The organism is Adlercreutzia equolifaciens (genome assembly GCF_029076695.1).
Classification (GTDB): Bacteria; Actinomycetota; Coriobacteriia; order Coriobacteriales; family Eggerthellaceae; genus Adlercreutzia; species Adlercreutzia equolifaciens_A.
This window is the reverse complement of sequence record NZ_JARFIK010000001.1, coordinates 235,354-260,821: the sequence shown is the minus strand read 5'-3', so window position 1 is coordinate 260,821 and position 25,468 is coordinate 235,354. Positions and strand designations below refer to the sequence as shown.

Here is a 25,468-nt window from a genome sequence, read left to right as displayed (position 1 = left end):
CATGGCCCGTCCGTCGACATATCGCCGCTTCTTGGGAGGGTGCGTTGCCCTTGTGCTGGCGTTCTCCCTGGTTGGCTGCGGTGGTGGCGAAGGCGGCGCCGGTGGCGGCAGCTCTGCGGCGGCCGAGGGCGATGGCGGCTCCACGTCCGGTCCCGACTACACTCCGCCCTCTTCTCTTTCCCTGTCGGCCTTCCACAGCGATGCCGCCCAAACCGGCAATGACTGCGCCATCGACACCTCGTGTCTGGCCGAGGGCTATGTGGGCGCGGCGGCTACCAGCTCGTCGCGACTGAAGTTCCAGGTGAGCAAGGGCGAGATGAGCTACAACTACGATCTGCCCGGCGACAACACGCCCATTGTGGTGCCGCTCAACATGGGCGACGGCCCCTACAACTTCCGCGTTATGCAGAACACTTCGGGCAACAACTATGTCGAGCTGTTCAGCGTCATCGAGAACGTGAAGCTGAACAGCGATGTGGCACCCTTCCTGGTGCCCAACATGTTCGTGGATTACGACGAGTCCTCGGCCGTGACGGCGAAGGCGCGCGAACTGGCCCAGGGCTGCGCCAACCAGGCCGACATTGTGCGCAACATCTACGAGTGGGTGGTGGACAACATCACCTACGACCACGACAAGGCCGTCCAGTTGGCCGAGGTAACCGGCTACGTGCCCAACCCCGACGAGACCCTTGCCTCGGGCACGGGCATTTGCTTCGACTACGCTTCCCTGGGCGCCGCCATGCTGCGCAGCCTCGGGATACCTTGCAAGGTGGTAACCGGCTACGTTTCCCCTGATAACGTCTATCACGCCTGGAACATGGTATATATTGATGGGGAATGGGTGAGCGTTGAAATCAGCATAAAGCCAAACGACTGGTCTCGGGTTGACTTGACCTTCGCCGCCAGCGGTGCCGCAAGCACCATCGGCGACGGGACCAGCTATACCGATCGATACACCTATTAGGAACAGGGGAGACCATGGCCAAACCAAAACTCGACAGCGCAGGCATCAGCCTTTTCTGCGAGAGCGTCGCCATGATGCTGGCGGCCGGCATCCAAACCGACGAAGCCGTGGGCATGTTGTCCGAGGACATCGGCGACACGGCTCTTCAGACCACCTGCGAGTCGGTATACCGCACGCTGAATCGGGGCCAGAACCTAGCCCAGGCCATGCGGGAGTCCGGTGCCTTCCCGCGCTATGCGGTGGACATGGTGGGCGTGGGCGAGAACGCCGGTCGTTTGGAAGAAGTGCTGCGGGCCCTGGGCGTCTACTACGATGAAGAGGACCGCCTGTTCGCGAAAATTCGCTCGGCCGTGGGCTATCCGGCGGCGCTGCTGTGCATCATGAGTCTTATCCTGGCCTTTACGGTCATTATCATCCTGCCGGTGTTCGAGGACGTGTACGTGTCCATGGCCGGCTCGCTGACCAACGGCTCGTTCAACGCCGTGGGGCTGTCCATTGGCATTGGCTGGGTGGCTTTGGGCATTACCCTGGTGTGCACCATTGCGGCGTTGGGCCTGGTGGTGGCCTCGCGTTCGGAAAGCGGCCGCATGACGGTCATGCATCTGTTCGAGAAGTTCCCCACTACGCGCCCGGCCATGGAGCAGCTGGCCGTGTCGCGCTTCGCCTCGGCCCTGGCCGCCTACACCGCTTCGGGCGTGAACACCGATATGGCCATGAAAGAGGCCCTGGAAGTCGTAGAGCATGCGGGGCTCAAAGCCAAGGGCCAAGCCGCCTACGGGCTCATGATCGACGCCGCCCAGCCGCGGTCGCTGGCCCAGGCCATTAGCGAGGCCGAGGTGTTCGAGCAGATCCATGCGCGCATGCTGACCATCGGCACGCGCTCGGGCTCGCTCGACGCGGCCCTCGACCGCCTGTCGGCCAACTTCTTCGACGATGCCATTCTGCAAATTGACTCCGCCATCGACAACATCGAGCCCGCGCTGGCGGCGTTTCTGACCATTGCCGTGGGCGCCACGCTCATTTCGGTCATGATGCCGCTCATCGGCATCATGGGATCGATTGGCTAGAGCCATGATTCACGGACGGACAGCTGCAACTAAGAAGCGCCAGGCGCGCCGCGTGGTCGGCGCCATTGTGGCCGTGGTGCTTGCCGTGGTGCTGTGGTTCACCTGGGACTCGGCGAACGTGGAGGCCGAGGCCCAAAGTGCCCTGTCGGTGCGCAACGCCGTGATGGACGCCGCCTTGCAGTGCGCCGCGGTAGAGGGAGCGTACCCCGCTTCCCTCACCTATTTGGAAGAGCACTACGGCTTGATTGTGAACCACGCCGATTACGTTGTTACCTACGAGGCCTTTGCGGCGAATGTGCCTCCCAGCGTGGTGGTGATGCCCCGATGAGCAAATCTGCCACCGCCATGAGCGCCCAAGCCACGGGCAAGGCCTACGGCGGCAACCCCCGCCGCCGCGAGCGCGATTTCGGTCGCGTGTTCACTGGCATCCTGTTCGCGCTGTTTGTGATCACGCTGCTGATGGCCATTCTGGCGGGTACAAACGTTTATAAAGCGCTCCATCAAGAAGGCGAAGTGGCCGACAATCAGCGCCTCTCCCTGACGCTGTTGGCCAACGACGTGCGCGCCAACGATCAGATTGACGCGGTGGCCCGCGCCTGGGTCACCGGCGAAGAGGTTACGCTGGAGCTGGCCGAGGGCGACACCCAGCTGGGTCAGGCCGCCATGGCCGAGAGCGCCGAGGTTACCGAGGGCAGCCTTTTGCAAGGGCCCGCTCTGGTGCTGCGCGAGACCATCGATTCCGGCGTCTACGAGACGCGCCTCTACCGCTACGACGACACCATCATGGAGGAGTATGCGTTGGCCGACGCGCCCTACGATCCTGAGAAGGCCACGCCGATCGTAAAAGCCTCGATGTTCGATTTCTCCTACGAAAACGGGCTGCTGACCATTACCACCGATGCCGGGCAGGTAACGGTGGCGCTGCGCTGCGGGGGAGGTGAGCGCTGATGGCCGGAGGATCTTCCAAGCGCCGGTCCATGGCCGACTACTCGGTGGCCACCCACGCCGCGGGCGTGCGCGAGGGCGATCGTCGCCTGGAGCGCTATCATCAGCACGTGGGCCGCGCCCGCGCCGATCGGGCCGTCTGGCCCGGTGCCGCCTTCATTGTGGAGGCGTTGCTGCTGCTGGTGTTCCTGACGGGCTCGCTGGCCGTGCTCATGTCGCTCAACGCCGATGCGGAAAACAGCGGTCGCGAGAGCGCCCAGCTGATGGACGCCCTTATCATGGCATCGAATTCCGCCGAGCAGTTTGCCGCCGACCCCCAGGCTGTGGTGGGAGCGCAGTCTATGGCGGCTGACGAGACCGACACGAACGTGGTGTACCAGGACAACCTGCTGCTTGTGCGCGAAGTGGCGGCCGAGCCCACGGCGGCCGGCACCTTGTTCCATGCCACCATCAACGTGTGGGACCAGCAGGACGTGGTCGGCATCGATACGCCCGATGCCGAGAAGGCCGTCTACGAGTTGACGCTGGTGGACCGTACGGTCGAGCCGGTGTATACCCTGGAAACCTCGGCCTACGTGTCGGGCGTCTTTGACATTCACGACGATCGCTTGCCTTTGGCCGACGTCAAGGGCGTTGGCGGCGATGACGGGGAGGTGGCGTAAATGGCAAAACCCCATGGTTCTGTGCGCATCGGCCCCATCAGCCTGTTCACGCTCATTATCATTTTGTGCCTTTCGGTGCTGGCGGTGCTGTCGTTGACCACGGCCCGCGCCGAGCTGTCCATCACCGAGCGCCAAGCGGCCACCACCACCGAGACCTACCAGCTGGAGCAAGCGGGTCAGAGGTTTCTGTCCGAGGTGGACGGCGCCCTGAAGCAGGGCAACCTGGCTTCCGTGCTGACTGAATGGGGCATCGAGGCGTCCTCGCCCGAGGCTGACTCCGGTGAATCTGCTGGCGAGACCATCACCGACGATGGCGCCACCGGCGAGGCCATCGCCGATGAAGGTATGGACGGCGCTGCGGCCCCGGGCGTTGCCGTGGGTGATGCGGGCCAGATTACCTGTTCAGGTGCTATAGAAGGGGCGCAGATAACCGCTACCTTCGCCATGGAAAGCGGGCGTCAGCTGCTGTGCGTCCTGAGCATTCAAAACGACAGCTACACGCTTGAGCAATGGAAAGTAACTACTCAGTGGACCGACGACGGCACAGGCGAGAACCTGTGGCTCGGCTAGCGAAAAAGGAGAAGCATCTATGGAACTGAAGCCACTGCTGCAGGAAATGATCGACAAGAAGGCCTCCGACGTCTTCATCGTTGCCGGCTTGCCGTTGACCTACACCGCCGATGGGCGCCAGGTGCGCACCGACATGGCGCCGCTCATGCCGGCCGATACGGCGGCGTTGGTGGCTGCCATCTACGAGCTGTCAGGTCGCGACGAGGCCATCTTCCTCGAGGGCCACAACCACGACGACGACTTCTCCTTCGCCGTGGCGGGCTTGGGCCGCTTCCGCGTGAACGTGTTCCGCCAGCGCGGCTCCTTGGGCGCGGTCATTCGCGTCATCCCCTTCACGCTGCCTGACCCGGCCGACTACCACATTCCCGACGACGTCATGCGCTGCGCCGACTTCCAGAAGGGCCTGGTGCTGGTCACTGGTCCGGCGGGCGCTGGCAAGTCCACCACCTTGGCCTGCATCATCGACAAGCTGAACAAGAACCGCACGGGCCACATCATCACCATGGAGGACCCCATCGAGTACGTGCATCGCCACGAGGGCTGCATTGTCACCCAGCGTGAGATTCCTTCGGACGTGGCCACCTACGCCGAGGCCCTGCGCTCGGCCATGCGCGAGAGCCCCGACGTTATTCTGCTGGGCGAGATGCGTGACTCCGAGACCATCGGCACGGCCATGACCGCCGCCGAGATGGCTCAGCTGCTGTTCTCCACCCTGCACACCACGGGCGCCTCCTCGACGGTGGACCGCATCATCGACGCCTTCCCCGCCAACCAGCAGCGCCAAATTCGCATGCAGTTGTCGCTGGTGCTGCAGGCCGTGGTGTCCCAGCAGCTGGTGCCCACGAAGGACGGCGGCATTGTGCCGGTCTTCGAGATCATGACGGCCACACCGGCCATTCGCAACCTTATCCGCGAGGAGAAGACGCACCAGATTGACAGCGTCATTGCCTCCAGCGGCGCCCAGGGCATGCGCACCATGGACCAGAGCCTGTACAAGCTGGTGAAGGAGGGCACCATTACCAAGGAGACGGCGCTGCAGCACGCCATCCACCAGGAAGCGCTGAAGAAGCGCTTCGAAACCGAAGGTATGTAAGGAGTTCCGTTCGTCCTGCCGGACGAACGGACCGGTCGCAACCTCGCTGACGTTACGAACGACCAGTAAGGAAAACGATAGGTAAGGCAAGAGAAGGATTAGGAGTAGTTTTGACGAAGTACGAATGGAAGACGGGCAAGGAGTATCAGGAGATTCGCTATGAGCTGTGCGATGGCGTGGCGAAGATCTCCATCAATCGCCCGGAGCGCCGCAATGCGTTCACGCCGCGCACGGTCATGGAGATGTACGACGCCTTCAACGAGGCGCGCGACGATGCCTCAGTGGGCGTCATTATCCTGACGGGCGTGAACCACGGCGGTCGCCACGAGGACGAGGCCTTCTGCTCGGGCGGTGACCAGAAGAAGCGCGGCAACGGCGGCTACGTGGGCGAGGACAACATCCCCCGCCTGAACGTGCTGGATTTGCAGCGTCTTATTCGCGTGGTGCCCAAGCCGGTCATTGCCATGGTGAACGGCTATGCCATTGGCGGCGGCCATGTGCTTTCCATTCTGTGCGATCTGACCATTGCCGCTGACACGGCGAAGTTTGGCCAGACGGGCCCGAAGGTGGGTTCTTTCGACGCCGGCTACGGCGCGGGCTATCTGGCTGCCATTGTGGGCCAGAAGAAGGCACGCGAGATCTGGTACCTGTGCCGCCAGTACACCGCGGCCGAGGCGCTGGAGATGGGCCTGGTGAACAAAGTGGTTCCCTTCGATGAGCTGGAAGACGAGTGCATGGCCTGGGCGGCCGAGATGATGCAGTTCAGCCCCACGGCCCTGCGCTTCATGAAGGCCTCCTTCAACGCGGCCACCGATGGTCTGGCGGGCATTCAGCAGCTGGCCGGCGACGCCACGCTGCTGTACTACACCACCGACGAGGCAAAAGAAGGCCGCGATGCCTTCAAGGAGCATCGCGCCCCCGACTTCACCCAGTTCCCGAAGTTTCCCTGATACTCGTAGCAACGCGCAGCACGCTTCATGATCGATATTTTTGAAAGCACGGCCCAGATGCGGCCCGACCAGGTGTTCCTCTCCTTCGTGAACAAGCAGGGGGAAGAGACGACGTGCACCTATCGTCAGACGCGCCTGATGGCGGCGCAGCTGGCGCGGCGCTTGCGCGACAAGGGCGTGTTTCCCGGCGACGTGGTGGCGGTGGATTTGCCCAACTGCCCCATGTACGTGTTTCTGGCCCTGGCGGCGGCCTACGGGTCGTTCGGGCTCGTGGCGCTCAACCATCGCCTGACCTCGTCCGAGAAGATGACGCGGCTCATGGAGCTGGAGCGCTGCGGCCTGCGTGTGGCCCAGCGCATCGACGAGACCGCGGCCCAGCGCCTGTTCGACCAGGTGCGCGTGTCGCTCACGCGCGGGGAGTCGCCCCTGCGCCGCGTGGACGACAGCCTGGGCGGCCTGGTGGAGGACGCGGTGCACTTCGCCGAGCGGGCGGCCCATACCTTCGATGCCGGGCACCGCGCGCTGATCATGTTCACGTCGGGCACCACGGGCAAGCCGAAGGCGGCGGAGCTGACTTGGCGCAACTTGGTGGAGGCATCCCAGGCGTCCAACCGAGTGCTAGACGGGCGCAACCGCGGCCGCGGCCTGTGGCAGGCGGTGCTGCCGTTCTTCCACATTGGCGGGTTCCAGGTGCTGGTGCGCAGCGTGTGCAGTCACTGGCCCGTGCGCGTCTACGAGCGCTTCGACGCGAAGCGCATTCTGGAAGAAGCTGCGGCTTTTCATGCCACCCATATTTCCGTGGTGGACAAGATGCTTCAGGACATGCTCGATGTTGAGGCCGAGGTGCGGCCCTCCGAGCGGACCATCGGCCAGTACCAGTGCATTCTGTTGGGCGGCGGTCCCTTGAACGCGAAGACCATCGGCCGCTCTTTGCAGGCGCGGGCGCGCGTGTACGCCAGCTATGGCATGACGGAAACCTCGAGCCAGGTGGCCAACGCCCTGGTGACGCCCAGTTTCACCGGGGGCATGGAACTGCTTCCCGGCTACACCGCCCGCATTGCCGAGCCTGACGAGGAGGGCTTCGGGCGCCTGGCTCTGCGCGGTCCGGGCGTGTTTGCGGGCTATGCCAACGCGCGAGCGGCGTTTACCGTGGACGGGTTCTTCCTGACGGGCGATACCGCGGCATTGCACGAGGGCCGGCTGTACGTGCGCGAGCGCACGGCGGACATGTTTGTCTCCGGGGGCGAGAACGTGTACCCGGCGGAAATTGTGGACGCCCTGGTGCGCGTGCCCGGGGTGGCCGACGCTTACGTGTTCGGTGTGCCCGATCCCAGCTGGGGACGACGCCCTGTGGCGCTGGTGGAGCGCACGGGCGGGGCGGGGGCCCCGCGACCCTCGGCCGAGGAGATTCGCGCCGTATTGGGCGAGCGTCTTTCGCGGCTGTATGTGCCTGAACGGCTTTGTCTGGTGGACGAGCTGCCTCGGGGCGGTATCGGCAAAATCGACCGCGCTGCCTGCGAGCGCCTGTACGATCAGCGCATCCAGATAGCGCGCGTGGTGCTCCATCGCGTGCGCCTGCCGTTTTCGACCCCCTTCCGCACGCCGAAGGAGACGCTGACCTATCGCGAGTCGGTCATTGTGGAAGTGGTGGATCACCAGGGCCGCGTGGGCCTGGGCGAATGCACCGCCTTCGATACCGATTGGTACCTGCCCGAAACCCTGGGCCAGGACATGGCCGTGCTGCGCGAAGTGCTGGCGCCGCGCGTGATTGCCACCACCTACCTGCATCCGCGTGAAGTGTCGGCCGACTTCGCTCACCTGGAGCGAGCCGCCGCCGCGCCCATGGCCTGCAGTGCCATTGAGATGGCTTGCTGGGATTTGTACGGCAAGATTACGGGGCGTCCTCTGTGGCAGATGCTCGGCGAGGAGTTCGACCGTCTGACCGACCTTGACGCCGGTGCGTCAGGGGGAGAGCGCCGTGCCGTGGGACGCGCTCTGGCCAAGGCGCCGCGCGCGGCCAAGCGACGGGTGTACTCCGGCGCGGTGGTGGGCCTGGGCACGCCGGCCCAAACGGTGGAGGAGGTGCGTGCCTGTGTCAAGCAGGGGTACCAGCGCATCAAGTTAAAGGTGGCGCCGGGCAAAGGGCTGGCCTCCGTGCGCGCGGTGCGCCGAGCCTTCCCGCGGCTGCTTATTACCTTGGACGCGAACCAGAGCTTCAGCCTGCACCACATGGCCGAATTGCGTGCCTACGACGAGCTGGACATTGGCTGGATCGAGGAGCCGCTCGATCTGTCCCGCGCCGGGGTGGATCGGCGCGAGGACGCCTTCGGCCGCTTGGCCTCGTTCCAGCACACGCTGGCTATGCCCATCTGCGTGGACGAGTCGTTCGTGAACGCCGAGGAGGCCGACCGCCTGTTCGACTATCCCGAGCTGCGCTGCGCCATGGTGAAGATTGGGAAGTTCGGCGGCATTCAGCCGGCCCTCGAGTTCGTGCATAAGGCGCTGTCTCAGGGGCGCGAGGTGTGTATGAGCGGCATGTACGACACGGGGGTGTCGCGGTTTGTGCACGCTGCCTTCCAGACGCTGCCCGGTGTGGTCATCCCCGGCGACTTGGGCGCTACCTCGCGCTACTTCGACCACGATTTGACTGTGCCTGCTTACGAGGCGCCCCAGGGCATCATCACGCTGAACGGTGCCGGTCATGAGTACGGCATTGGGTGCGCCTTGGCGCTGCCGGCACTGACCGAGGTGCGCATGGGCCGCTCGGTCATCGAATAGCACTGGCAGAAACTTTCGCCCTTTTTAACGTGCAGGCAACATTCGCTCGATTGCACCCTTTATACTTTGCTTCGTAAAGGAACACACTTTCCGAGACGGAGGACCTCGTGGGCGGTTTTTTCGGAGCAGTATCCAAGCGCGACGTTGTGCATGACGTTTTTTTCGGTGTGGACTACCATTCTCATCTGGGAACTCGTCGAGCTGGCATGATTGTGCTCGACAAGGAGGACGGCTTCCAGCGTCAAATTCACTCGATTGAGAACACGCCGTTCCGCACCAAGTTCGAGAACGACATCGTCACCTTCCACGGCAGCAGTGCCGTGGGCTGCATCAGCGACGCCGATCCGCAGCCGCTGTTGGTGCGATCGCATTTGGGCACCTTCGCCATTACCACCATCGGGGCCATTAACAACGCCGAAGAGCTGGTGGAGGAATACTTCTCGGGGCGCAACAGCCAGTTCATGGCATTGTCGTCGGGGGCAGTGAACGCTACCGAGCTGGTGGCGGCGCTGATCAACCAGAAGGACGACTTGGTTTCCGGTATTCAGTACGCACAGTCAAAGATCGACGGTTCTTTGACGCTGCTGATCATGACGGCCGATGGCGATCTTATTGCGGCCCGTGATTTCCTGGGACGTTTGCCCGTGCTGGTGGGACGCGACGAGAACGGCCATTGCGTGGCCTTCGAGAGCTTCGCCTATCAGAAGCTGGGCTATCATGACGAGTACGAGTTGGGTCCTGCGGAAATTGTGCGCCTTACCCCCGACACCGTCGAAGTGTTGGCCCCGGCGCGCAGCGAAATGAAGATGTGCGCCTTCATGTGGGTGTACTACGGCTATCCGAACTCCAATTACGAGGGCATGAACGTGGAAGTGATGCGCTATCGCAATGGCGCCATCATGGCCCGCGACGAGGCTGCCCGCGGCGCGTGTCCCGAGGTGGACTACGTGGCTGGCGTGCCCGATTCCGGTATTCCCCATGCCATTGGTTATTCCACGGAAAGCAAGATGCCCTTCGGACGTCCCTTCATCAAGTACACGCCCACGTGGCCGCGCTCGTTCATGCCGGCCAACCAGGATCTGCGCAACAAAATTGCCAACATGAAACAGGTGCCGGTGCCCGAGCTCATCCACGATAAAAAGCTGCTGTTCGTAGATGATTCCATTGTCCGCGGCACGCAGCTGCGCGAGACGGTGAACTTCCTGTACGACTCCGGCGCTGCCGAGGTGCACATGCGCAGTGCCTGCCCGCCTATCATGTACAGCTGCAAGTACCTGAGCTTCTCGTCCGGCAAGTCCGACATGGACCTGATTGCCCGTCGTGTGGTGGATCAGCTGGAAGGCGAAGAGGGCGTGGAGCATTTGGACGAGTACGCCGACGCCACCACTGAGCGCGGACGGTGCCTGCTGCGCACCATCTGCGAGGACATGGGCTTCGACAGCCTGAGCTACCAGAGCCTTCCGGGCATGCTGGAGGCCATCGGCATCGACCCCGAGAAGGTATGCACCTACTGCTGGGATGGTAGGGAGTAGGCACTACCGCAAAAACGCATCAGCTTCTTCGAGTTCAATCGCCGCTGCTTCGGTAGCGGCGATTTGCTTTTTCTCGGCACGCAGGGGCAGGTACTCGCTGACGACAATGCCCGCGAAGATGAGGGCGAAGCCGGCGAAGGAGGAGGCAGTGAGCACCTCGCCCAGCAGCAAGATGGAAAACGCCACGCCGAAGACCGATTCGGTGGCTAGAAACAGGGCTGCCTGAGCGGGGTCGACGCGGGCCACGGCGGCGTTCTGAAGCCCCAGGGCAATGCACGAGGCGAAGACGGTCAGGTAGACCAGGCTTACCCAGGTTTCAGGGGAAAGCTGCGCGAAGTTGGGCGTGGGCTCGGTGACGATGCCCACGATGAAGCCCAGAATGCCGGCTACGACGAACTGGATGACGGTCAGCAGCGTCATGGAGCGACCGGGCGCGTATTTCGCCGTGTACAGCACGTGGAAGCTGAGGAACAGCGCCGACAGCAGCGTGACAAGGTCGCCGAAGCGCAGGGAGAATCCGCCCGCGCCGCCGTAGGCAACACAGCCGACGCCGGCAACGCACAGGAAGGCGGCGACAAGATTGAAGCGCGTCGGTTTCTTGCGGATGATGTACCACCCCAGGAAGGGGATGATGACCACGTACAAGGTGGTAAGAAAGGCGCTGTTGGAAGCGGTGGTGTCGGTCAGACCCGTAGAGTTGGCCCAGTAGGAGAGAAAGAGCAGCACGCCCAGGATGGCGCCATCGCGCAGGTGGCCGCGGGCGTTCTCGCGCCAGCGCGCCGCGATGCGGGGGAACGTGACAATGCCCAGGATAATGCCCGCGCCCAGGAAGCGCACGCCAACCAGCCAGCTGGGAGGAAACTCATCGACGGTGGATTTGATGACCACGGTGCCCATGCCCCAAATAGCCGCCGCCAAAAGCAACGCCGCCTTGAAGGCCCATAGGGGCAGCCCGTTATGTTTGATGTGGGAAAACATGGTCGCAGCATCATAACACGCGCAGGAGGGGAGTCAATGGACGGGGGTTGCGAAGTGGTGCCACCTGGTGCGCCGAGGCCCATGCGTGGAAATTGAGTGCTTCCCCTATTGACGCTTGAACCATGCTACAATGCCCGCTCAATGTCGAGGGGTATCGGCATGCAGGGGGTAGAAATGGGGAAGGTCGATCAAGACCAGCATGGCTTGCGGGAGGGTAAGGCCCGCGGTCTTAAGACAATTTATCTCACAGTGCTCACCGTGGCATTCGCTCTGTCCTTTGTCGCTTATGCTGCGTTCACGCTCCAATCGGAGAAGCGGCAGGCGGAAATGGTGCTGCTTGAGGAAGCGCGCATGTTTGCTCACGAGATGGATGCGGTATGGAAGTTCATGGATAACTCCCAAAGCGTCATCAACAACTCTACCAAGGGTGGCTATGAGTTCAAGGGACTCCACTGCGCCGTGGTGGGCAAGAGCGTGGGAAAGTTGTTCTCGTTCGGCACCGATTATGTGATCCGCTATACGAACTTCAACCCACGCAACGAGCAGGACGTGCCCGATGAATTCGAGGCCGAGGCACTCGAGGAGTTCAACGCCCAACCGGGTGAGCGTGAGTTCTACGGTTTCGCCCCTTTCGACGGCGAGGATCGGTTCCGTTATGTTCAAGCTCTCGAAGTAGATGAGAGCTGTCTGGAATGTCACGGATCTCCCCAGGGCGAGATAGACATTACCGGTTATGCCAAGGAAGGCTGGGAGATCGGCGACGTGGGCGGTGCCATCAGCATCGTCATCCCCGCTGACCAGCACGAGCGGGCCTTCTGGGAAAATATCATGCGTGATCTGCTGTTCTTCATTCTGATCACCACGGTCATTGGGACTATCGTCTACGGTGCCACCATGGTGTTCGTGCTGCGTCCCCTGAAGGGACTGCACGGCGCCTTCGGGCAGATGCGCCAGGGACGGCTCAACGCCTCGCTGGAAAACCGAAAAGCGGCCAAGGAGGTCACCAACCTCATCGACAGCTTCAATGACATGGCCGGCGAGTTGCGCGATATGTACGGCCATCTGGAAACCCAGGTACAGGAACGCACCTTCGACCTGCAGGAAGCCAATAGCCTTCTCGAGCGCCAGCGTGACAAGCTGGAAGTACTGAACGGGGAACTGGCTCAAGAGACGCGGTTTAAATCTGACCTGTTGAGCATGGTTAACCACGAACTGCGCACGCCGCTTACCGCCATCCTTACCTTCGCCCAGGCGGCGCGGAAATCCTGCGGCTCCGAGCGAGAGGACGATCAGCGCGCCTGGGACCATATCGAGAAGAACAGCCAAATTCTGCTGGGCATGATCAACGACATGCTGGACATTGCGCGGTCGGACGCCGGCACGGTACAGGTGGCGTGCGAAGCCATTGACCTGGGCGAGGTAGTGGCGGTGGTGCGCGAGACCATGGCTCCCTTGGCGGACAAGTACTTGGTGACTTTCCGAGCCACGGTGGCGTCCAATGTGCCGTTGGTGCTGGGCGACTACGACAAGACTACGCGCATTCTGGAAAACCTGGTCAACAACGCTATCAAGTTCACGCCCGATGACGGCGCTGTGAGCCTGTCGGTCACCTTCGACGCGGCTGCAACGGCGGTGAAGTTGGTGGTGGCCGACACGGGTATAGGCATCGCGCCGGCCGATCAGGATCGCATTTTCGATCGGTTCGTTCAGGTAGATAGCACTTCGACGCGCAAGTACAACGGCAGCGGCCTTGGTCTTGCCCTTGTGCGGGAATATGCCGAGCAGCAAGGATTTACTGTTAGCGTTGAAAGCGCCTTGGGCGAGGGAAGCTCGTTCATCGTGGTAATACCGGAATCAAAACTTGTGAGGGGAAATGATGAGTAAGGTTATGCTTATCGATGACGAGGAAGAGCTGCACGAGGCCGTGGCCTCGCTGCTAGTGGCCCATGGCCTTGAGTACGTGGGGGCGCGCACGGGAGCGGAAGGCTTGCAGCGTTTGGAGCAAGAGCAGCCCGATTTGTTGCTGCTTGATGTCATGCTGCCTGGCATGAACGGCTTTGACGTTTGCAAGCGCATTCGCGAGGAAGGCAATCGCATACCCATCATCTTCCTTTCCGCGAAGTGCGATATCGTGGACAAGAGCGTCGGGTTCGGTGCTGGAGGAGATGACTACGTTACCAAGCCCTTCGATGCCACTGAGCTGATGCTGCGCATCGATGCGAATATCCGCCGCCATAAAGATGCGCTCGATTTCGCGGGGTCGCGCAATCGGGAGGGCACGGCACGCATCGGTGACTTGGAGGTGCGTTTCGGTGAGTACGAGGTGCTGGTAAAGGGAAAGTCGGTGCCGCTAACTACCAAGGAGTTCGAGATCCTTGCCTTTCTGGCGGCGCATCCCGGCAAGGTGTTCACGCGCGGCCAGATTCAGGAATACGTGTGGGGGGAGTCCAACGCGGACTGCAAGCCCACGAACAATGTCACAGTGTTTGTGCGTAAGATTCGCGAGAAGATCGAGGAGAACCCATCGGAGCCCAGGTATCTGCTTACGGTACAGCGTGTGGGGTACAAGATGGCCGAGCGGGTGGAGTCAACGGCGCTATGAGTTTGTGCGTCGCTGTTGCCTTCCGGTTAAGAAGGAGCGCAAGGCGCTAAGCCTTTGATCAGGCGTTTAACATCCTGTTAAGAAGTTTTTAACCCTGGGTTTTCCGAAAAGAGGCAAAACTAACCCAGGATTTATGGCCTTGTCCAGCGTATTTTTTTAAAGTAGAGCCAGCGAAAAGCCAGGGGGATTGGAGGCTTTTCAACAAGCTCGCGCGAGGCACCCTGTCCCTCCCTCTGGGGCCTCGGCGCGAGTGGCTTTGGCGCGACGAGTCGCCACATTCAGGAGAGGAGAATCCATGGCAGAACAGACGAAGCGCGGTTTTTCCCGCAGAAGCTTCATCAAGGGTGCGGCGGCATTGACGGCCACTGGCGCTCTGGTTGGTTGCAGCCCTCAGGGTGAGAACTTGGCGGAAACCGGCGGCGAGGCGGCGGTGGAAATTCCCGAAACGAAAATTTACTCAGGCGCGTGCCGTGGCCAGTGTGCTGGTGGTTGCTATCTGAACGTGCACGTGCGCGACGGCCAGGTGGTTCGTACCACGGCCGGCCATTTCGACGACGGCCCCGAGTTCGACCGTATCTGCCCGAAGGGTCTCACGCAGCCGGCTCGTGTCTACAGCACCGAGCGCCTGCAGTACCCCATGCGCCGCGTGGGGAAGCGTGGCAGCGGAGAGTTCGAGCGCATCAGCTGGGATGAGGCTATCACCGAGATCACCGACAAGTGGAAGCAGTATACCGAGGAGTTCGGCCCGCAGTCCATCGCCGTCTTCCTGGGCAGCGGCAATACCGCCACGCTTTCGGGCGCCGCTCCCGAAGGTTCCATCATGGCGCGCCTGATGAACGTCATGGGAGCGTCCCGCGTGCTGCCCGACCGCGACATTGCCACTCCTATGGCGAACATGTACGTGTTTGGTTACGCGAATGCCTACCAGCACCGCATGTCTGACATTTACAACACCGACCATGTTGTGTTGTGGGGCGGCGAGACCTGCGTATCCGATAAACAGCGCACGCACTTCTACTTGGACGTGCAGGAGCAGGGCAAGGAATTTATCGTCATCGACATTGCCTACCGCACCATGGGCTCGAAAGCCGATTGGTTCATTCCCGTGCATCCGGCAACCGACGGCGCGCTGGCCCTGGGCATCATTCACGAGATTTTTGAGCAGGGCTGGGAGAAGACCGACTTTTTGCGCGACCACACCGAGGCGCCCTTCCTGGTGAAGGACGATGGTATGTTCCTGCGCATGAGCGATTTGGGCGTCAAGCCTACCACCACCACCGACGAGCAGGGTAACGAAGTTGAGGTGGATCCTCAGGTTATCTGGGACGAAAGCACCAACGGCCCAGTGCCTTATAGCGAGGCCACCAAGCCGGCCTTGACCGGCGTGCCTAAGGTGAACGGTATTGCCGTGCGCACCGAGATGGACATGATCCGCGAGGCGGCCGAACCTTGGACGTTGGAGCACACCACCGAGGTTACCGGCGTCAGCGCTGAGGACATCCAGCATTTGGCCCACCTTTACACCCAAGAGGGCAAGGTCATGACCGACATGAAGTACGGTCTGAACCATTACAACAACGGCATGTACAGCTCGAAGTGCATCAACTCGCTGCTGCTCATCTCCGGTCAGATCGGCCAACATGGCGCCGGCCTCTGCATTGGCGAGAGCAACTTCGGCGAGGGCAATGTGGCGGCGGCGCTCGCCCTGCCCAGTACGTCGGGCGAGCTGCCCCAGGGCGTGGCGGGAAAGCTGAACTGGACGCACTTCCTGGACATCGTCAAGACGGGCAAGAAGATGGGCGAGGACTATCCGATCAAGTCATTCTACGCCATGGCCACTAACGTCGTATCGAACCAGACGCAGCAGAACGACACGCTGGAGGCGCTGGAGGCCATCGAGTTCATCGTCATCCAGGATATGACGATGAACGACACAGCTCTTTACGCCGACATCTTGCTGCCCGCCTGCCACTGGTTCGAGAATGAGGACCTGCGCGTGCGCTACTACTCGAACCCTTATCTGCTGTGGAACGAGAAAGCCGTCGAGCCCCTATACGAGAGCAAGCCCGACGTCGAGATCTACCGCATGCTGGCCGATGCTCTGGGCTACGGCGACTTCTTCGACTTCACCAACGAAGAGTATCTGGAAGTATTGCTGAGCACGCCCTACGGTATCGAGAACGGCGTGACGCTCGACAAGATCCGCGAGAAGAACTACCTGCGCTGCCAGCCCGATCCCGAGGTGGCGTTCGAGGGCGGCATCTTCGGCACGCCCACCACGCGTGCGCAGTTCTATCGCGAGGATCCGCAGCCTGACTACATGATGGGCCAGGAGCTGGACATCGAGAAGGAGAAGTTCGCCCTGTACTGGGAGCCGGCGCGTGAGGCCGACCTGTCCAACCCCATCCGTAAGAAGTTCCCCTTCAGCGTCTGCTGCGAGCACATGCGCACCCGTACCCACACCCAGTGGTACGACGTGGACTATCTGAAGGAATACGAGCGCGAGCCTATCTGCCGTATCAACCCCGAGGATGCGGCCGACTACGGTATTGAGGAGGGCGACGTCGTGCGCCTGTACAACGACCGCGGCTCGGTGACGCTGCGCGCCACCATCAATCCCGGGCAGCAGCGTACCGTGCTCCATTGCCCCCGCAGCTTCCTTATGCGCGAGCACATCGACGGCGACTTGGCCCGTACTACGTTCAACGACTACAACCAGGCCTGTCGCAACCAGTCCTACTTCGACTGCGCCGTGGCCATCGAGAAGCTCTAGGGAGGATGAGATAGATGACTCGTTACGGAATGGCTATCGATCTTCATCGCTGCGTTGGCTGCCAGGCATGCGCTGCAGCGTGCAAGATTGCCAACAACAACCCCAAGGATGTGGTCTACAACGTGGTGTACACCAAGACCGACTACGACTGGGACACCTTCGGCACCGCGGTGGTGAAGGGCGCTGTGGCCAATGACAACGCGGGCGGTACCTTCCCCGATTGCACTCTGCTGTACCTGCCGGTGCAGTGCCAGCACTGCGAAAACCCGGCCTGCGAGGAGGCCTGTCCCACCGGTGCAACTTCGAAGGACCCGGATACCGGCATCGTGTCGGTGGACAGCGAGCTGTGCATCGGCTGCGAAAGCTGCATCAAGGCTTGCCCCTACGACGAGGTGCGTACCCTCATTAAATCGCCAGAGTACTACCTTGACGTGGAGGTGGGCGAGTTCGATGCGCCGCCGCACAACGCCGGCACGGTCGAGAAGTGCACCTTCTGCAAGAACCTGATCGATCGCGGCGAGGTGCCGGCTTGCATGCAGCTTTGCCTGGCTCGTGCCCGCTTCTGGGGCGATCTGGACGACCCGGAGTCGGATGTGTCCCAGGCCATCGAGGGTCGCGAGTACGTGCACCTGTGCGAGGGCGCTGGCACGAATCCGAACGTCTACTACTTGTTGTAGCCGATTGGCATAGCCTTACGAACAATACGGGCGGCCCGACGAACAAGCGTGGGGCCGCCCGTCGCTTGCGGGGCTCTTTCTCTGTCGTCCCTGCGCGAAAGGACATCATGAAAAACCAAGAAACTATTCTGCGCGCCGTGGGCATAGCCGATGCCTGCGAGTTGCTCTCCTGTCTGTTCGCCTACCCAAATGAGGTGTTTGCCGAGGGCCTTGTGACCGGTGCTGTGGCTCAGGACGCTGAAGGCTGCTTGATCGATGCGGGTGTGGCTGAGGAGACGGCGGGGGAGGCGGCTTTGGCGCTTCGCTCATGGTGCGATGTCGACGTTGCCGAGCTGTTTGGCGTTTTGCGGCGCACTTATACCAAGCTGTACCTGGCGCCAGGGGGCAAGGCTCTCATTTTCCCCTACGAGACGGCGTTTCGGCACGTCGAGCGCGGTTTGCCCGGCAAGCCCTCGCTCTTCCGCACCTCGGTGACTATCGACGTAGAGCGCCAGATGCGCGAGGCCGGCGTAAGGGCGAAGAACGACCGCACAGAGCCGTGCGACTCGGTTTTCGAGGAGTTTGAGTTTCTGTCCTATCTGGCGGCTCGTTGGGCCGACGCGCTGACGCGCGAGGCCGAAGATGAGGCCGCTCGGTGGGAAGAGAGCCTCGCCCGCTTCGATGTCGAGCACGGCGCCTCGTGGCTTCGTCCGTTCATGGAGCAGACGAAAGAAAAGGGGGCCGACACGCCCTATGCGGCCTTTGCTGAAGTGGGTCTGAAGTTGCTGGAGGTGCTCCCATGAGCTTTCTGCTAGTGCTGGTTGGTTCAATCGTCTTCGCCTTAGTGTGCAAGAAGCCGCTGAAGGTGGCGCCCTGGGCGTTCTATGCGGCAGCCATTGTGCTGGACGTTCTATTTATTGTCGATGCCACCACGCGCATGCCGGGCTTGGTGCACGATGGACTGTACCTGCTTATTCACAAGTGCACGCTGGCCACGGCTCTGTTTGTAGTGGTGATGTACATCGGCGTGTTCCGCAAGGACGGCTGGGTGTCCCAGCAGCTGCGACCCGTACGGGCCGAGCTTTCCATCCTTGCCTGGCTGCTTGCCCTGGGTCATGTGGCCCTGTATTTGGGGTCCTACGTGACGCGGCTGGCCTCGGGCATTGCGCGACCGGCTGTGGCGCTATCATTGGGAGTGGCCCTGCTGCTTTTGGTGCTGCTGCTGGTCCTGGGCGTCACATCGTTCAACGGGGTAAAGAAGCGCATGAGCAAAACCCAGTGGCGCCGGGTGCAAAAATGGGCCTATCCATTCTTCGGGCTGGTGTACGTGCATCTTATGCTCATGCTGGCTCCAGCGGCTCTGCAGGGCGGCGCGGCAGCTCAGGCAAGCGTAGCGGTGTACACGGTGGTATTCGGTGGCTATGCTGTGGGCCGCACGGTTCGCGCCGTGGCCGATCGACGGGTTGCAAAGAACGAGAAAGCCGCAGAGCTGGCTCTGGACGAAGAGTTGTGCCTAAGTTGATACCGTGAGCGCGCCTACAGCAAGAGTCGAACCTGGCCATTGAGGCTTTGGGCCTTGAGGACAGAAAAGAACCCTCTCTTCTTCCAGCGAATTGGAGAGGGTCAAATTGTTGCGGAGGTACCCGCCTGAATCGGGGTGAGGAGGCTACTTTACTTTCACGGATTTAGCCTTGGACCAATCGGAGTAGAGATTCGCGGCCTTGCCCTTTTCGTAGTCGTATTCGGAAATATAGGCGCGCACCTGCACGTAATACTTTTTGCCTTTTTTCAGCCCAGACACTTTGAGCGAAGTCTTATAGCAGTTCCTGATAGTCTTCACTTTGGCATTTTTCATGCTTGAGCTAGTAGAATAGCGCACCTGGTAACCGCTGACCTCCCACTCCTGGTCAGCTACCGTGCTCTTCCATTTTGCCGTAAAGGACTTCTTGGCTGCCGTCACTTTAGACAAAGAGAGTTTGCTGGGTCTAACGCGGAAGATGGCATCCTTTTCCCCGGTGTACTTCCCAATGCCGACGACGGTAATGTCGTTCATGCCGATGATAGGTTTGCTTGCGGCGTCGACTTTGTAATCGGTTCCCTGACGTAGCGTCTTTCCGTTGAGCTTGACCGTTACTTTGGGCTTGATGGCTTTTCCCGTGTAGGCGGCGGGTGCTACGGTGATCTTGGCACGCCAGATAGAGGGCCAGATTTCGAAAAAGTTCACGGTGTAATCAAGCTCTTGGGGGATGCCCACCACTTGCACGCGGAAACGGTCGCCAGGCTCTATGTCAGCTAGATTTTTGGGACGGAATATAACGCAGCCACGCTGGCCGTAGCTGGTGTTGTCGACATAAAAGTCGCCATCGGCCTTTGCTTTGGAGAACGTCCATGTCCGGCCATCTGATTTGCGCGTTAGTGTTACCTTCACTTCAGAGGCGTCGAGCACTTCGCCCGTCGATACCGACCATGCTGGCAAAGAGCTGAAGTTCGACGATTCGTTCAACACCGTCCCCTTGAAATACTCAAGAGGCATATTCTGTGCTGGCCACACAACATTCGATTGAGTGGCATCGCTGTTGGACCTGTCGTGCGCACAGGTTGCGCTGAAGCCCTCAACGTAGCCCACTCCCGTTTTCCCCATGGTTGGATTGAGGATCCAACGACGATGGCCAACGCGGCTAATATTGGTAGGGTCGGAGTCATCCATATAGCCAACATTGGCGCTGGCGATATTAGCGCGCATTGAGTAAAGATTGCTTGAAGATGCGCCCTTGCAGCCCCTTTCGTACAGCGCTACATCCATGCCCTTGGGCTGAGAGGGATAATGGGAGAGCTTGCCGTTGATGCAGTTTACCAAAGCGGCTGCTTGTGCCAACTCGTTGTAGGTTTCATCGAAGGTCACATTTGCATCGAGGCCGGCAATGTAGCGCATGGCGTTAAGGGCGTTCAGGCCCTCCTGCAGATTTGTCTTCGACGGTTTGCCAGCGGCGTAAGGTGCCTTCAGCTTAGGCTTTACGGCGTAGCCGCGATCTTTCTCGGTGTCGAAGGGATGAGCCTTCACCCAGGCAATGATCTCAGCCTGGGTATGGGTGGTTACGTTGGGCAACGAGGCGGTTTCTTCGAGAGGGTAAATCTCTTCGGAGTTCGCAGTGGCTCGGCCTGCGTTGTCGTATTTGTCCGCCGCCCATGCCGCCGCCGGGGTAAGGGTTAGGGCGAGCGCCGCCGCCAGCGAACAAGAAACAAGGTTTTTGAGAAGCCTCACGAAAGCCGTCTTTCTCATATTGGTTCGAAAGACCCTCTCTTCTTCCTAAGAATCGGAGAGGGCCAATGGTGTTCAAGAGAGTATTTTGCGTTGGGATTTACTTTACCCGCATCCAGTGGGAATTGGTCTTGCTCTTAGTGTAGAACTGAGATTTACCCAGATCGCTGCGATACTTAAGCTTCCAGTCTATAGGCTTGTTTTGCCAAAGGGCGCCTTTCCAGTCCAGAAAAGACCTTCTTTGTCCTTCGGAATGAAGTCGGAGTCATTGTAGTTGTCTTCCACATAGGACCCGTAGTGGTCGTTGTCCCCTCCAATACCGATGCAAAGTCCCTTGTAGTTGGCGGGATATGTGATGGTCACCTTGCAGGTCGCCTTTTTGTATACCTGAATAGTTCCGTTTTCTATGTTCTTGAACTTCTTACCGCCCTCAATCTTCCAGTTCCCAAATTTGACGGTAACACCATGTTTGTTCTTGGCTTCGAGGCATTTGCCTGTCGTGTAGTCCACTGCCGTGAGCCATGCTGTTCCCCACGTAAGGTTCCAATCGCCAACGGTGTTGCTCATAGCTTTAAGCTGCTTTGAGGAAGGATTGAACTTGTTGTTAAAAACGACGGTAAGCGTTAGTTTCTTGTAGCCCTTTTTGCTGGCTTTAGTGACCTTGTAATTTTTGATGGTCGCCGCCATGCTCTGGAATCCTGCACCCGGCCATGAGGTTTTGAACGCGACTGCTTTGTTCTTCTTCAGATCCCACTTCAAGTTCAGCGATTTCATGTGGGACGCGCTGGCTGCCTGCGCCTCCGGGGCAGTGCCGGGAATAGCACCGAGCAGACAGAGTGCGAGCACCGCAGCAACGAGCAGTGCGATTCCCCTTTTCCAGATTTGCGTCATGGCCTTCTCCTTCTTCTCCGCAATACACTTCTGATTCGTCAGTCTATCATCTAAAGATGAGCAATTAACGGCGTGTTAAGACAGGTAGATTGGGAGGAATGGCTGATTACTTTTTCTTGGTGCCTGGTGCGCTAAAGTTTCTCAAAATGACTTTCGGCGTCTTGCGGTGATCTTCAAGCTTGCGGGAACAAGTTGCTTAATTGCGCGCCTTCCTTGGCAAAGTGTGCGGCTGTTTTCGCAAGTGTGCGGCTGTTTTCGCAAGTGTGCGGGAAGTGTGCGAATTGGTAAATTTGAGTCGCCCCGCCTTGAATCGTTTCAATACTCTGAGGGCAGTTAATATTCCCGTAGATGAAGATGCGGTCGAATTGGGTGCAGAAATGTTTGGAAATGAGGAGAAACTGTGAAACTGGTTTAGATCGATCTGCTCTTTCCTTGCAATATGCGCTTAACGGCGTAATATATTTCCTTGCCCTTTGAGGCAACCCATTGCGGGGTGGAGCAGTCTGGTCAGCTCGTCGGGCTCATAACCCGAAGGTCGTCGGTTCAAATCCGGCCCCCGCGACCATGAAACATCAGGTCAGCACGAATATAGGTGTGCTGGCCTTTTTTCTTTTCCCTTCCAAAGTGGGCGGATCCGCTAATTTGCCTCACTCTCTAACAGCTTCCGTCGACATTCACCGCTTAGCCGTTACTCGTCGCCTAACCGATTCTCGGCAAAAACAACCCTTTCAATAGGCCGAAATTTCCGATAAAGGAATATATTAAATTGTAAACGTTGAAGCCCGTAGGCGGCGGCCGAGGCTTGATGGGATTCTGGTACAAAGCGCACCTCAATCCGAATTGCGGTCTGACAACGAGTAGGCTAGCTCCAGTATAGTGACCCTACTTTACCACGGCCAGGTAACGTAGGGTCCTTTTTGCGCAACGTCCCCTACCCGCGATTTAAGCGCGCACGTTGAAATAAACCCACAAGCTACTTAACCTTTACTGCCAGCTTCTTGCTCCAGCTTCCGTAGACTATGGAGGCGCTGTGGAGGGCCGGGCTCTGCCGATGCCCGCGACTCTCGCACGAAGCTCGCGCTCATGGATCCCCCGATCAAATGATGTAATTGCGACTATTACAATACAATATCGGCCGTTTCATTGTGTCTGGAGATCATCGCTTCTGCAACAAGCAGGAAACTAATTAAAGTGACTTTTTTCGGAAATAGTTCCATTTGATACTTATTCAAAAATAAGTATATTCTTAATCAAGAATAATCGCGCTACACTACTGAAAATCGCAAAGAGCCTTGCGATATGTGTGATCTTGTCTTTCATCAGTAGAAACCAGGAGGAAGGGAATTCATGATCAAACCTCAGTTCAAGCGCGTTACGTCGGCCTGCGCCATGGCTGGTCTGAGCCTGGCCACGGCGGTTGCCGTGGCCATGCCGGTGGGTCTGGCCAACGCCGACACGGTCGTGCAGTGGCCGACCCCGGACAGCGATAAGCCGTACATGAGCTATACGCTCAACAATGATGGCTCCATCAAGTCCCAGCAGGTTCTGTCGGCCATCTATGGCTACTACACGCCGTTGTCCAGCTACCTGGGCCTAACCAACACCACGGTGGTGAACCCGTCGTCTGGTTCTTCGGGCGGAGCGAGCGACAACATCCTCGACCAGATTGCCGCCAACGGCCTGTACGGCACCTATGCCTCGCCGGCCAACCAGAACCTTGACCCCTACTGGGCCAACGTGTGGCTGAAGGAGCTCAAGCCGTCGCTGGGCATCACGCCGAACGCCGACAAGGCTCCGGGCCACGAGGTGGCGCTGGTGCCGTCCGAGCGCGGCATGGCTTCCGCCAACCTGTCCCTTTATGAGGACTCCGGCGTTTCCGCCTCCTTCTACTATCGTCCTCAGATCATCGCCGGCGGCCAGAACGCCTATGCTGGTTACGCCGAGATGGTGGACAAGATCAACGCAACGGGCAAGGCTCACGTGGCCGGTGCCGATAAGGATGCCGAGAACGGCATTGGCCTGGAGAACTACCAGGCGGGCGACGAGTCTTACGATCCCATCATCATCACCCAGCATGCCAAGGCTGCTGACGGTGCCTACATTGCTGCCGGCTCCATGAACGGCAACATGCAGACGCTGTACCTGCTGGCTGCGGCTGCCGAGGATGTTATGGCTTCCGATCCCACCTTCGTGACGCGCTACGGCGACCCCACGGAGATTGCTGCCGACATCGAGGAGCTTTCCTACGGTTCCCGCTACTACGTGCTGAAGGGTATTGAACAGGGCACCATTCAGAAGAAGACCGTTGCTTACGTGAACAGCATCGACGCGGCTGAGCAGACGGCTCAGCTGACCATCGTCGACCCCACTGCCTTCATCGGCGATGAGAAGATGGGTTACGCCACCAACTACTTCCATCCCGCCATCGACCTGCAGGACATCACCACCAACCTGGTGGACAAGCTGGACAAGCGCGGCGATGCCGAGTGGGCCAAGGGCTTTGTGTGGAATGGCGATGAGATGCCGCCGGTGTTTGGTTATGTGAACGTGCCGATCGCCGACCTGGCCAAGGCCGACGTGCTGATGTGCAGCCAGGGTGCTGCCATGGGCGGCGGCGCGAAGGTTTCCCAGGCTGACCTGTCTGCCGCCTTCGACGTGGCCGGCGTGGCCGAGAAGGATCGTCCCGTGGCCTTCATCAACACCCCCACTGACCTGGGTCTGGGCGGTTGGAACTCCGACCGTATCTGCTACATGCCTGCTTTCATCGGCTTCATCTACCCCGAGGTGGCTCCCGCTTCCGAGATGATGGCTTACTACTACAGCACGGTTTCCCACGTGAAGGATCAGTACCTGGACGACACCGTGGCCATCAACTGCTCGAAGCTGTCGCTGCGCAGCGGCGACACCCTGGCGGCCCCTGCCGGCGGCTACGCCTCGAAGTTCGCTGCCATCAAGAGCAAGCTGGTGGAGGGCATGAAGTACTACGCCGCCAACCAGAGCAGCATCGATGCCAAGCACCTCAACCTCACCGGCATCAAGGATGGTAGCGGCAACCTGCGCAACCCGCGCTACCAGAACGGCAACTACCTGGCTTCCGCCGTGGGTCTCTTCTCCGACGTGACCAACAAGAACGCCGATTGGGAGATCGACATGATCACCCGTGCCGTGAACGCTGGGCTGATGACCGGCTACTCCGACTCTGGCAAGTTCGGTCCCTATGACACCCTGACTCGCGAAATGGCCGTGACCGTTCTGTATCGCGCCATGGCTAACCCGGAGGCCGGCGAGGCTCCTGGCACCGACACGGGCGGCTATAAGGACGTCAAGGCTGGTCAGTGGTACACCAAGGCCGTGAAGTGGGCCAAGGACAACAATATCGCCACGGGCTATGGTGACGGCACCTTCGGCATCGGCAAGGCCATCTCCCGTGCCGAGCTGGCCAACATGGTGCACCGCGCCGCAGGCAGCCCGACGGCCTCCAGCTCTGATGCGTTCAACGCCACCACCGATAAGCACAAGGTGCCGGATTGGGCTCAGAACGCTCTGACCTGGACCGCTGCCAACGAGATTCTCTCCGGCGTTGACAACGGCGCTGCGGGCAAGGAGCTGCAGCCGAATAGCCCGGTGCTCCGCGTCCAGATGGCCAAGATCATCGTGCAGTCGGTTGACCATTTGAAGTAGCTCAAGGATTGAAGCGGAAATTCTTGAAGCAATGAAGGGCTATGGGTGCCGGATGGCCGGCGCCCAT

At 60.1% G+C, this 25,468-nt stretch carries 20 protein-coding genes and 1 tRNA gene; 18 read left to right on the top strand and 3 right to left on the bottom strand.

Annotated features, from left to right (window positions below; genetic code table 11):
- The first annotated feature begins 1 nt into the window (after window position 1).
- The 10 genes from PZH32_RS00835 to PZH32_RS00790 all read left to right on the top strand — a co-directional run bounded on the left by PZH32_RS00835 (window position 2) and on the right by PZH32_RS00790 (window position 10,561).
- On the top strand, window positions 2-964 hold the full coding sequence (locus tag PZH32_RS00835) for a transglutaminase-like domain-containing protein (protein WP_275205741.1): 963 nt from the start codon (window positions 2-4) through the stop codon (window positions 962-964).
- Window positions 965-978: 14 nt separating this feature from the next.
- On the top strand, window positions 979-2,031 hold the full coding sequence (locus PZH32_RS00830) for a type II secretion system F family protein (RefSeq protein ID WP_275205740.1): 1,053 nt from the start codon (window positions 979-981) through the stop codon (window positions 2,029-2,031).
- Window positions 2,024-2,359 carry a hypothetical protein gene (locus PZH32_RS00825; protein WP_275205739.1) on the top strand — a complete coding sequence of 112 codons (336 nt, stop codon included), beginning with the start codon at window positions 2,024-2,026 and terminating at the stop codon, window positions 2,357-2,359. Before PZH32_RS00830 ends, PZH32_RS00825 begins: the two co-directional genes overlap by 8 nt.
- Window positions 2,356-2,979, top strand: coding sequence for a DUF4860 domain-containing protein (locus PZH32_RS00820; protein WP_275205738.1), 624 nt, complete (start codon window positions 2,356-2,358; stop codon window positions 2,977-2,979). The genes PZH32_RS00825 and PZH32_RS00820 overlap by 4 nt, the downstream gene beginning before the upstream one ends.
- Entirely contained in the window at window positions 2,979-3,638 is a 660-nt protein-coding gene (locus PZH32_RS00815) for a hypothetical protein (protein WP_275205737.1), read from the top strand. Before PZH32_RS00820 ends, PZH32_RS00815 begins: the two co-directional genes overlap by 1 nt.
- Window positions 3,639-4,208: a S4A5 electrogenic sodium bicarbonate cotransporter 4 gene (locus PZH32_RS00810; RefSeq protein ID WP_275205736.1), complete on the top strand. Its 570-nt coding sequence runs from the start codon at window positions 3,639-3,641 to the stop codon at window positions 4,206-4,208.
- A 19-nt stretch (window positions 4,209-4,227) separates the two neighbouring features.
- Window positions 4,228-5,301 carry a type IV pilus twitching motility protein PilT gene (locus tag PZH32_RS00805; protein ID WP_275205735.1) on the top strand — a complete coding sequence of 358 codons (1,074 nt, stop codon included), beginning with the start codon at window positions 4,228-4,230 and terminating at the stop codon, window positions 5,299-5,301.
- 110 nt (window positions 5,302-5,411) lie between these two features.
- A complete protein-coding gene (menB, locus tag PZH32_RS00800) occupies window positions 5,412-6,251 on the top strand; it encodes a 1,4-dihydroxy-2-naphthoyl-CoA synthase (RefSeq protein WP_275205734.1) in 840 nt (279 codons plus the stop codon).
- A gap of 27 nt (window positions 6,252-6,278) precedes the next feature.
- Window positions 6,279-9,029 (top strand): AMP-binding protein, encoded by a 2,751-nt coding sequence (locus PZH32_RS00795; protein WP_275205733.1) that lies wholly within the window; start codon window positions 6,279-6,281, stop codon window positions 9,027-9,029.
- 146 nt (window positions 9,030-9,175) lie between these two features.
- A complete protein-coding gene (locus PZH32_RS00790; RefSeq protein WP_428994005.1) occupies window positions 9,176-10,561 on the top strand; it encodes an amidophosphoribosyltransferase in 1,386 nt (461 codons plus the stop codon).
- A gap of 3 nt (window positions 10,562-10,564) precedes the next feature.
- Here the strand turns inward: PZH32_RS00790 and PZH32_RS00785 are convergent, their stop codons facing one another.
- Window positions 10,565-11,539: a DMT family transporter gene (locus PZH32_RS00785; RefSeq protein WP_275205731.1), complete on the bottom strand. Its 975-nt coding sequence runs from the start codon at window positions 11,537-11,539 to the stop codon at window positions 10,565-10,567.
- A 159-nt stretch (window positions 11,540-11,698) separates the two neighbouring features.
- Between PZH32_RS00785 and PZH32_RS00780 the strand changes: the two genes are divergently transcribed.
- The 6 genes from PZH32_RS00780 (at window position 11,699) to PZH32_RS00755 (ending at window position 19,092) form a co-directional block, all read left to right on the top strand.
- Window positions 11,699-13,423 carry a c-type heme family protein gene (locus PZH32_RS00780; protein WP_275205730.1) on the top strand — a complete coding sequence of 575 codons (1,725 nt, stop codon included), beginning with the start codon at window positions 11,699-11,701 and terminating at the stop codon, window positions 13,421-13,423.
- Window positions 13,416-14,141: a response regulator transcription factor gene (locus PZH32_RS00775; protein WP_275205729.1), complete on the top strand. Its 726-nt coding sequence runs from the start codon at window positions 13,416-13,418 to the stop codon at window positions 14,139-14,141. Before PZH32_RS00780 ends, PZH32_RS00775 begins: the two co-directional genes overlap by 8 nt.
- A 295-nt stretch (window positions 14,142-14,436) precedes the next feature.
- Window positions 14,437-16,914: a molybdopterin-containing oxidoreductase family protein gene (locus PZH32_RS00770; RefSeq protein ID WP_275205728.1), complete on the top strand. Its 2,478-nt coding sequence runs from the start codon at window positions 14,437-14,439 to the stop codon at window positions 16,912-16,914.
- Between the two features lie 14 nt (window positions 16,915-16,928).
- Window positions 16,929-17,591: a 4Fe-4S dicluster domain-containing protein gene (locus PZH32_RS00765; protein WP_275205727.1), complete on the top strand. Its 663-nt coding sequence runs from the start codon at window positions 16,929-16,931 to the stop codon at window positions 17,589-17,591.
- A 107-nt stretch (window positions 17,592-17,698) separates the two neighbouring features.
- Window positions 17,699-18,373 carry a TorD/DmsD family molecular chaperone gene (locus PZH32_RS00760; protein WP_275205726.1) on the top strand — a complete coding sequence of 225 codons (675 nt, stop codon included), beginning with the start codon at window positions 17,699-17,701 and terminating at the stop codon, window positions 18,371-18,373.
- On the top strand, window positions 18,370-19,092 hold the full coding sequence (locus PZH32_RS00755; RefSeq protein WP_275205725.1) for a ferric reductase-like transmembrane domain-containing protein: 723 nt from the start codon (window positions 18,370-18,372) through the stop codon (window positions 19,090-19,092). The genes PZH32_RS00760 and PZH32_RS00755 overlap by 4 nt, the downstream gene beginning before the upstream one ends.
- A gap of 144 nt (window positions 19,093-19,236) precedes the next feature.
- On the opposite strand, the gene PZH32_RS00750 is transcribed toward PZH32_RS00755, so the two are convergent.
- Complete coding sequence (locus PZH32_RS00750; RefSeq protein WP_275205724.1) at window positions 19,237-20,850, bottom strand: fibronectin type III domain-containing protein; 1,614 nt, start codon at window positions 20,848-20,850, stop codon at window positions 19,237-19,239.
- A gap of 168 nt (window positions 20,851-21,018) precedes the next feature.
- Window positions 21,019-21,720, bottom strand: coding sequence for a hypothetical protein (locus tag PZH32_RS00745; protein WP_275205723.1), 702 nt, complete (start codon window positions 21,718-21,720; stop codon window positions 21,019-21,021).
- Window positions 21,721-22,207: 487 nt separating this feature from the next.
- On the opposite strand from PZH32_RS00745, the gene PZH32_RS00740 reads away from it, so the two are divergent.
- Both PZH32_RS00740 and PZH32_RS00735 read left to right on the top strand, forming a co-directional pair.
- Window positions 22,208-22,285 (top strand) — tRNA-Met (locus PZH32_RS00740).
- A 782-nt stretch (window positions 22,286-23,067) separates the two neighbouring features.
- Entirely contained in the window at window positions 23,068-25,401 is a 2,334-nt protein-coding gene (locus tag PZH32_RS00735; RefSeq protein ID WP_275205722.1) for an S-layer homology domain-containing protein, read from the top strand.
- Window positions 25,402-25,468: the final 67 nt, after the last annotated feature.